The 9,263-nt window shown below is 38.0% G+C and carries 9 protein-coding genes; 2 read left to right on the top strand and 7 right to left on the bottom strand.

Annotated elements, in window-relative coordinates:
• Window positions 1-703 (bottom strand): glycosyltransferase family protein (locus AC6F75_RS04260; RefSeq protein WP_500713706.1); only part of this gene is annotated, 703 nt, incomplete at its 3' end.
• Window positions 639-2,030 carry an O-antigen ligase family protein gene (locus AC6F75_RS04255; protein WP_500713705.1) on the bottom strand — a complete coding sequence of 464 codons (1,392 nt, stop codon included), beginning with the start codon at window positions 2,028-2,030 and terminating at the stop codon, window positions 639-641. The genes AC6F75_RS04255 and AC6F75_RS04260, both read right to left, overlap by 65 nt.
• Before the next feature lie 132 nt (window positions 2,031-2,162).
• Between AC6F75_RS04255 and AC6F75_RS04250 the strand changes: the two genes are divergently transcribed.
• Together AC6F75_RS04250 and AC6F75_RS04245 are read left to right on the top strand one after the other, a co-directional pair.
• A complete protein-coding gene (locus tag AC6F75_RS04250; RefSeq protein ID WP_500713704.1) occupies window positions 2,163-3,122 on the top strand; it encodes a M28 family peptidase in 960 nt (319 codons plus the stop codon).
• 67 nt (window positions 3,123-3,189) lie between these two features.
• On the top strand, window positions 3,190-4,074 hold the full coding sequence (locus AC6F75_RS04245) for a sterol desaturase family protein (RefSeq protein ID WP_500713703.1): 885 nt from the start codon (window positions 3,190-3,192) through the stop codon (window positions 4,072-4,074).
• Between the two features lie 39 nt (window positions 4,075-4,113).
• Here the strand turns inward: AC6F75_RS04245 and AC6F75_RS04240 are convergent, their stop codons facing one another.
• From AC6F75_RS04240 to AC6F75_RS04220, 5 genes are all read right to left on the bottom strand, one after another.
• The gene (locus AC6F75_RS04240; protein ID WP_500713702.1) at window positions 4,114-5,538 is read right to left on the bottom strand and encodes a M20/M25/M40 family metallo-hydrolase; all 1,425 of its coding nucleotides are present in this window, start codon (window positions 5,536-5,538) and stop codon (window positions 4,114-4,116) included.
• Window positions 5,531-6,409, bottom strand: coding sequence for a PPK2 family polyphosphate kinase (locus AC6F75_RS04235; RefSeq protein ID WP_500713701.1), 879 nt, complete (start codon window positions 6,407-6,409; stop codon window positions 5,531-5,533). The genes AC6F75_RS04240 and AC6F75_RS04235 overlap by 8 nt, the downstream gene beginning before the upstream one ends.
• A 45-nt stretch (window positions 6,410-6,454) precedes the next feature.
• Entirely contained in the window at window positions 6,455-7,618 is a 1,164-nt protein-coding gene (locus AC6F75_RS04230; protein WP_500713700.1) for a sigma 54-interacting transcriptional regulator, read from the bottom strand.
• Window positions 7,619-7,633: 15 nt separating this feature from the next.
• The gene (locus AC6F75_RS04225) at window positions 7,634-8,539 is read right to left on the bottom strand and encodes a mechanosensitive ion channel domain-containing protein (RefSeq protein ID WP_500713699.1); all 906 of its coding nucleotides are present in this window, start codon (window positions 8,537-8,539) and stop codon (window positions 7,634-7,636) included.
• A 4-nt stretch (window positions 8,540-8,543) separates the two neighbouring features.
• The coding region (locus AC6F75_RS04220) for an ABC transporter permease (protein ID WP_500713698.1) at window positions 8,544-9,263 on the bottom strand (720 nt) is incomplete at its 5' end.

Raw genomic sequence — 9,263 nt, 5'->3', positions numbered from 1 at the left:
CAAGTTTTATCCAGGCTTCTTTATCAAGTTTTCCGGTAAAAATTACGGGCAAATTATTTTTTTTAGCGTAAGCTTTACACTGTTTAAGTGAACCATCTTTTTCAGGCCCCACCATACAAAGTGACAGCTGCGGAAAATGTGTCAACAACCGTTCTACAACTTTTAATGCGAGTATTGGGTTATAAATTTCAGAAAACGCCCTTACCCAAAGTAATTTTGGTTCCATCGGTCTTTTTAAAAAGGGATAGTTTTTAATTTCAATTGTATTGGGAATATAAACAGTATTTTCATAGCCAAAATCACCAAATATTTTTTGCAAATACAAAGAAGGTGACACATTTACTGTTGCATTTTTAAATAAAAAGTCACTTTTAGGTTTGTCATTCTTCAATCGTTCAGGCAGGTTACCACCATGTAAAATCGGGATGTACGGCAGAGATAAAAATTTACAACATCGCGCTACAACATATGCGTAGTAAAAATTTTGTGAGCTGTAAGTATCTATAAGTACCCAATCCGTTTTATTCTTATATCTGAAAACCGAAAAAACCATATCCGTTAACCGAAGTACTTTGTTTTTTTTACTTGACGCTGTCCTGACTTGGTAACCTTCTTTTTCAAATAAGACAGAAAGTGTGTCAATGGTTGTTAGAGTTAATTTCTGCCGGTTGAGTTTGTTTCCTATGTATAATATTTTTTTCATGAATGATATATAACAGGCAAAGTCCATAAATAAATCCGGGGGCAGCCAACCTCATGGATGAGTGGTTTATCGTAAACAGCCAAAAGAGATAAAATGCAAAAAAGTAAACATTGGGTCTGTAAAACAGCCAATAAAGCAAAGGGCTTATGACTAAAATAAAAAGTGCTATCAGGCCTGGCAATCCGTGTTCTGAAAGCAACCTGCTTAGTTCGTTATGGGTGGCTGAACTTACCCCGGCAATCTCCTCTCTATATTCCTTGATTTTGCCAATTCCAATACCGGTTAAAGGAGCGCTAAAAAAAGCATCCATTTCTGTTGCAATCAACTCTGCCCTACCGGTAGTAATGTCTTGCTTGACCCTGCCAGCAGCATCTTGATTGCTATATCGCTTTTGCAATAATCCAGAAGTTTGCGTAGAGGTAAACAACCAGGTGAGAATAAGGGCAAAACCTATTCCAATAATTCGAGGTAGCAGTTTGGCTTTTGTAATTGTATCAGACTTGTAGAAATAAACTATTAAAAAAGCAATGCTACAAATTAAGGCACTAATCATTCCTCCGCGGGAAAACGTTACCAAACCCCTGTAACAAACAAATGACAATAGAATTAAATCAATAATATTAACAAACCTGCTCTGAACACTAAACAACCTGATAAATAAAATAATGGCACCAAGTCCCATAATGGTAGCTACTTGATTGGGCCCAAAACCTCCCGATGCTGCAAAGTTTGATGCAGTTCCGCTTAAGGAATCCCTGATACTGGGTGTATATACAAACAAATAAAATGTAAGCGTGATAATGGGGAGCATGACCGCCAAAAAAATATGATGTATTCTCTCTGCAGAAATCTTCCTGAAAAAACAGTAAATTCCCACAATCCCCACCGTAAAGGGACCACTCAGGTTAAATGCAATGGTTGTCCGGATGTTGGTGTCATAGTTCAGGTTCATACCCGAAAAAAAAATCCCGGGCATAAGTAAAAAGATATATATCCAGTACGGAAGGGTGCGCTTTGATGCACCATTATAAAAAAGCCCAAGTACTAGATAGACAATTACCAAATACTTTCCGGATTCATAAAAAAAGGCCCCACCTGTCATCCTGAAAAAAAGCTCAGCCCCGGTAATATAAGCAGCTGCCAACAATGCTTCGTCATTTTTATTGCCTTTGGAAACAATCAGGAAAAAGAAAAAAGCTACAGTGAACAGGTAAATGATTTTTGATGAAAATGGAAACAGATACACAGAAACTGCAATGCCAATATGTAGCAACAACAGTTGCAGGTAAGTAATTTTTCTAATAGGTTTGATTCTAATGGCTTTCATCGCTCAATTTCCTGTCTAAAATAACTCATTTATATTTTTAATTTCAACTTATGGAGAGATAATTTTAAACAGGTTCTAAATTCCACTACCAAAATTGTATTTTAACCGAATTTAAATTAAAAAACGACTAAAATGCCATTAAAGTTTGTAACCGGTTTTATATTTCTTTTGTTTGCTTGGAATTTAACTGCACAAGATTTACCTCAAAAACTGCCCTTAAACCTCAATTCGACAACTTATCAAAATATAATAGGATTTGACGGGGCACATATTTCAAAAGAGGAGGTTTTAAAACATCTTGAGTTTTTATCTTCAGATGCACTTTTAGGCCGAAAAGCCGGTGAACCCGGAAATATTAAAGCAAGAAACTATATCGTTGATTACTTATTATCCAATAATCTTGAAGTATTATTGCAACCATTTTCATTTGAACGCAGGGGCAATTCTTATAATGCCGTAAATATCATCACCACAATAAAAGGAACCGAAAACCCTGACCAATACATTGCCATCACGGCTCATTATGATCACGTGGGTGTTGGCAGACCCATAGCCGGTGATTCCATCTATAACGGCGCAGATGACAACGCTTCAGGAACTGCAGCACTGATGGTTATGGCCAGCTATTTTAAAGAAAATCCGACTAAAAATTCGCTAATTTTCCTTGTGCTTGATGCGGAAGAATTAGGTCTTCAGGGTGCTAGGTATTTTGTTGAAAACAAAGGAGAGAAAAACATTCTGCTCAACATCGATATGGATATGATTAGCCGTAACGATAATAACGAAATTTATATCTCGGGTACCAGATTAACCCCTTCTTTACAACAGTACTTCAACTCTATTCCCAAAAATTTTCTACCTATAAAAGTGAGTCTTGGTCACAATGGCTTTGACGGAAAGAGTAACTGGTCAACCCAATCTGACCATTTTCACTTTTACAAAAATAATATACCGTTTATGTATTTTGGTGTTGAAGACCACGACGATTACCACAAACCGGGTGATGAATTCTCAAAAATCCATCCCGGTTTTTACCACAAAGTGGTTCAATTTATCACCAACACCATTGCCGATTTGGATTCAAAACTTTAAAATTTTTGTAACTTAGGTTACTCATTTAAATAAAAGTGTTTAATAGTTTTGACAAAAATTTTGTCAGGTGGAAAAATACATCAACATCGCTCAAGAGTCCTTTTCAGGATACTGGAATTATTTAGTATACGAAATTTCAAATCCTTCGTGGGCTAATTATTTCTATTGGCTAATCGCCTTGTCACTTTTGGTTTGGGCGGTTGAAATCATTCTCCCCTGGCGAAAGAACCAAAAGATTTTCAGGCGCGGGTTCTGGCTGGACAGTTTTTACATTGTTTTTAATTTTTTTATTTTTTCGCTGATTGGGTTTAATGCCATTTCAAACATAGGTGTCGAGTTGTTTAATGATTTTCTCAGCCTGTTTGGAATTACTAATCTGGTGGCCATCAATATACAAAACCTTCCCGTCTGGTCACAATTGCTCATTATGTTTGTGATTGCTGACTTTATTCAGTGGAACGTGCACCGCCAATTGCACAAGCGGCCTTGGCTTTGGGAATTCCACAAAGTGCATCACAGTGTGAAGGAGATGGGGTTTGCAGCACAATTTAGATTTCACTTTATGGAAACCATCATTTACAAAACGGTTCAGTATGTGCCTTTAGCAATGATAGGTTTTGGCATACAGGAATTTTTTGTGGTGCATATGTTTGGTGTATTGGTAGGACACCTCAATCACGCCAATGTGGGCTGGAGTTATGGAAAATTTGGATACATCTTTAACAACCCAAAAATGCACATTTGGCACCACAGCAAGGAGTTGCCCAATGAACATCCTTATGGAATGAACTTCGGCTTAACCCTAAGCATTTGGGATTACCTTTTTAAAACAGCTTATGTTCCCAACGACGGAAGGGATATTGAACTTGGTTTTCACGATGATGAAGATTTTCCCGAGGATTTTGGAAAGCAGGTGATGTTTCCGTTTAAAAGAAAACACCCTCGTAAATAAACATACAAGGGTGTTGAAAAAAAGAAATTAATCTAAGTATTACTCCACCGGATAATTCACAGTACCATATTTATCCACCAAATAAATGATGGATGCCATAGCGGCGGCACCCAATTCCAATTCTCTTCTGCTAACCAATTCAAACACATCGGTTTCTGCATGGTGGATGTCAAAATAACGTTGAGAATCCACTTTTAATCCGGCCATAATGTTGTTTTCTTTTTCAAGTGGCCTGATATCAACTCCACTAAATCCTTTTACAAATAAATTGGCTAAATAGGGCTCAAATAGTGGCTGCCATTGTTTGAGGTGTTGCAATTCTTCATCTGAACCGGCAAATGAAAAACCACGTGGTGTAAACCCTCCCGCATCGCTTTCAATACCAAAAATATGTGGTTCATTTTTCTTTTCGACCTCTTCAGCATATTTTCTGGCACCTCGTGTGCCGTTTTCTTCATTCATAAAGAGAACGACCCTTATAGTGTGCTTGGGTGTGTAATTAAGGTTTTTTAAAATTCTTAGTACTTCCATTGATTGAACACAACCCGCTCCGTCGTCGTGAGCGCCTTCGCCCAAATCCCAGGAATCAAGGTGTGCTCCTACCAATATAATTCGGTCAGGATGAACGCTTCCTTTGATTTCCCCAATCACATTGTGTGATTGGACATCAGGCATCATTCTGCTGGTTTGATTAAAATAGAATTGTAAATCCGGTTGTAGTTTAAGCATACCGCTTAACATATTTGCGTGAGTAGTACTGATAGCAGCAGCAGGAATGTGCTGGTCAAGAGGTAAATCCCTGTATGACATACCGCCTGTGTGTGGAAATTCGTGTTCTTTTAAAGTTACTGAACGAACAATTACTCCAACTGCTCCTAATTTAGATGCTTCATAAGCACCTCGTGAACGCTGACTAACGGTGCTTCCGTAATCGCCAAATGTTTCAATGTATCTGGGGTCCATCGCTTTATTGAAAAAAACGATTTTACCTTCCACATCGCTTCTGCTTAGTTTACCCAAACCTTCGATGCCGTGGACTTCAATTATTGGGGCTTTAAGCCCACCTTGTGGCGTAGAGGTTGAACCACCCAAGGCTCTAATATTTACAACTGTTGTGTTGCCGGGTGAAGTTTCGATATAAGCATATTCTTTTATGCCCCTCACCCATTTGGGCACCATAACCGATTGTAACCAGACTTTGTCCAAATCAAGTTTATTCAGTTCTTCTTTTGTATATACAACCGCTCTTTCTGCGCCAACAGAACCTGAAAGGCGATGACCGATGTTTTTTGTGATATGGCGCAACCAGTCATAACTTTTACCGTTAACAAGGGCTTGGTCGTATATACTTCGAATCATCAAGGAGTCTTCCTGGTTGACTTTTTGTGAAGTTGCGTTAAATGAAATAAGGATTAAAATGGGAATAAAAAGTAGTTTCTTCATTGTATAAAATAAATTAGTCATTTTCAAGCTGATTTATGTAGTGTGGAATTTGTGCTTTTAGTTCGTCGGGCAGTTCGGGCTCTACAATGTCTGTGTATTTTTCCATGGTATCCAGCAGGATTTTTGCTACTAACATTCTTGCGGTGTCCTTATCATCTGCCGGTATTGAATACCAGGGAGCGTGCTCTTTTGAAGTATTGTTAAACACATCTTCATAATAACCCATATATATGTCCCAAAGTTTTCGCTCTTTTAAATCGCCGGGAGAAAATTTCCAGTTTTTGTTGGGCTTATCAAGTCTTCTCAACAAACGGTTTTTTTGTTCCTCTTTGGAAATGTTCAGGAAAAATTTAATGATGATTATACCGTTATCTGAAATGGTTTTTTCAAAATGATTGATTTGCTCAAAGCGTTTTTTCCAGAATGTTTCATTGATATCATCAACTGTTTCAATGCCGGGAATGTTTTCGTTAAGTATATAATGCGGATGAACACGGGTTACCAAAACGTTTTCATAATGGGATCTGTTGAACACAGAATATTTTCCTCTTTGAGGTAAAGCAACGTAGTGCCGCCAAAGGTAGTTGTACCTCAATTCTCTCTCAGAAGGTAACTTAAAACTGTGATTGACCACTCCCCTTACATTAAAATCCTTAAACACTTCCCTGATTAGACTGTCCTTGCCACCGGTGTCCATTGCCTGAAAACACACCAAAACACCATATCTACCGTGAGCATAAAGGGTGTTTTGTAAGTCGCCGAGCTTTTTTCGGGTTTTCTTTAGGTGAGCGACTATTTTTTTGGAAGATGTATCAAGAAAATAAGTCGTCGGGAGGTCTTTGATGTTTACCTGACCGGTTATTTTGAATTGTTCAAGCGAAATGTTTTTCATCCTAATTAAGCATCAAGTGCTAAATATACTAAAGATTTGTTTACCTTATTTACTGGCAAACATTTTAACATCATCTTCAGTAATTTCCTTGCTGCCCAGAATGATCAGTCTTTCTACAACATTGCGTAGTTCTCTGATGTTTCCTGTCCAGTCATAGGCCTGAAGCAATTTGACTGCTTCTTTGGTGAAATTCTTTTTGGCTGTTCCCTGCTCTTCCGAAATTTTTTCTGTGAAAAAATCAATTAAAAGAGGAATGTCTTCTCTTCGTTCATTAAGTTCAGGAACCTCGATTAAAATAACAGCTAAGCGGTGATATAAATCTTCACGAAAGCGTTTCTCTTCAATTTCCTGTTTCAGGTTTTTGTTTGTTGCGGCCACTACCCTCACATCTACTTTAATGTCTCTGTCGTTACCCACACGTTGTACTTTTCCTTCCTGTAACGCCCTCAACACCTTTGCCTGAACCGCCAGGCTCATATCGCCAATTTCATCCAAAAAAAGTGTTCCGCCATTGGCAGCTTCAAATTTTCCTGCACGGTCTTTTATCGCTGATGTAAATGCACCTTTGATATGACCAAAGAGTTCGCTTTCAATCAACTCAGGTGGAATGGCTGCACAGTTTACTTCGATCATCGGTCCTTTGGAGCGTTCGCTTTTTTCGTGAATCCAGTGGGCAACGAGCTCTTTTCCTGTACCGTTGGGTCCGGTAATAAGAACGCGGGCTTCTGTGGGTGCCACTTTTTCAATCATATCCTTGATTTGATGAATGGCTTTAGATTTGCCCACCATCTCATAGTTCTTGCTGACTTTCTTTTTGAGTTGCTTGTTTTCAACCACCAATTCTTTTCGGTCGAGGGCGTTTCTTACTGTGTTCAACAAACGATTTAAATCCGGGGGTTTTGAAATGTAATCAAAAGCACCAAGTCGCATGGTGTTTACGGCTACATCCAGATCGCCGTGACCGGAAATCATCACCATGGGTATTTCTGGTTTGATTTTTTTGGTGGCTTCAAGTACTTCAACTCCGTCCATTTTTGGCATTTTAATATCGCAAAGCACAAGGTCAAAGTCTTCGTTTTTGATGAGCTGCATTCCGGCGAGTCCATCTTCAGCTTCAAAGACTTCATAAGTGTCGTTTTCTTCAGAAAGTATTTTAACCAAAACACGCCTGATGGCGGCTTCGTCTTCGATAATAAGTATTTTGGGCATAACTGAAATTTTAACCTATGAATTTTCCCTTGTGGGGAATTGTTTAATATTTAAATCTTGTTGAGGATAAGGGAACCTGATATTATTTTCCCTAAATAGGCGCTCAATTTCAAAACGCAATCCACTTTTTATTCTGAGTTCGTAAAAAGTTTCAGATATGAAAAAGTAAATGCCAAATTGTAACGCATATTCCCCAAATTCTTCAAGCATAACAAAGGGTTCAGGCGATTTTAATATTCTTTTCTGAGATTTTGCAGCCTGAACTAAAATTTCCCTTACTTTTTCAACATCAGAATCAAGGGCAGCCCTTACACTTACGCTTTGTCTTGTGTTTTTATAATTTTGTGTAAAGTTGATTATAGGATCTGTTACAAATTTGTGGTTTGGAATAACAATAACTTTATCATCACGTGTAACAGCTAAAGTTGTTCTGAGCTTAGTATCAAAAACTTTACATACCGTTCCGTTCAACTCAATAATGTCTCCTGCCTGGACTGATTTGTCAAAAATGATATATATACCCCCAATAATATCCTGAAAAATTTCGCGCATAGCGAGACCCAATCCAATAAAGAGAACTGCGGTTGCGGTTAAAATCAATGTGATATCAATTCCTGATGAACTGATGACCGAAACAATTACCAGTATATAAACAAAATAACCTGTGAAATTATAGGCGGCGAGAAAACGAATCTTCTCTTCGGCATCCATTTTTCGGGTGTAGATTTTTCTGATGAGCCTAAGAAGGAGTTTGACAATAAACAGCGATAAAAACAACAGTATGACAAGACCGATGGTAATAACGATTTCATTTTTTTCAGTTCCAAACTTTAACAACTCAAACTGAGCGAAATTTTGAAATATATCCCAGTAACTTTGTGGTATAACGTCTTTTACGGTATCTAGTGTAGTATCATTCAAAGTATTAATATTTTAGCCATTTGTACAACTCTTTATAGGTGGGCTTTTTCCCATACATCAAAATACCTACGCGATAGATTTTTGCAGCAAACCAAACCACCAAAGCAAATGTAGCAAATAAGACTAACATAGAAATTAGAATTTCCCACCAAGGCACTCCAAAAGGTATACGCATTAACATCACAATGGGTGAAGTAAGCGGAATATGTGAAAAAACCACTGAAACAGTTCCGTGAGGATTTTCAATCACTGCAAAAAAGCCTACATACATTGCCAGCATTAACGGTATAATGATAGGAAACATAAACTGCTGCGTGTCTGTTTCATTGTCAACTGCTGCTCCTATAGCTGCGTAAATCGAACTGTATAAAAAGTATCCACCGATAAAAAATATGAGGAATGACACGATTAAAGTTAGTATCGGTAAACGGGCAATGTCATACAACACAGCCTGAATTCCAGAATTATTGGCCTGCTCCATCATTTCCTGATTTGCCATTGTTGAAGGGTCCATTTGTACTCCAAAAAGTGTTGTGGCCACAAGCATAAAAATGCCTCCAAGAACCACCCAAATTAAAAACTGCGTAATACCGGCTAATGATGTGCCAATGATTTTTCCCATCATTAAATGATAGGGTTTTACTGAGGAAATGATAATTTCAATGATTCTGTTTGTTTTTTCTTCAATCACACTTCTCATGACCATATTGCCGTAGATGATAAT

The sequence above is a fragment of the Planktosalinus sp. genome (assembly GCF_059864935.1).
This window is presented reverse-complemented; position numbering and strand designations above follow the sequence as displayed.

Coding starts and splice junctions, on each gene's coding strand:
- AC6F75_RS04255 (WP_500713705.1), bottom strand. CDS start 2,030: ATGAAAGCCATTAGAATCAAACCTATTAGAAAAATTACTTACCTGCAA.
- AC6F75_RS04250 (WP_500713704.1), top strand. CDS start 2,163: ATGCCATTAAAGTTTGTAACCGGTTTTATATTTCTTTTGTTTGCTTGG.
- AC6F75_RS04240 (WP_500713702.1), bottom strand. CDS start 5,538: ATGACTAATTTATTTTATACAATGAAGAAACTACTTTTTATTCCCATT.
- AC6F75_RS04235 (WP_500713701.1), bottom strand. CDS start 6,409: ATGAAAAACATTTCGCTTGAACAATTCAAAATAACCGGTCAGGTAAAC.
- AC6F75_RS04230 (WP_500713700.1), bottom strand. CDS start 7,618: ATGCCCAAAATACTTATTATCGAAGACGAAGCCGCCATCAGGCGTGTT.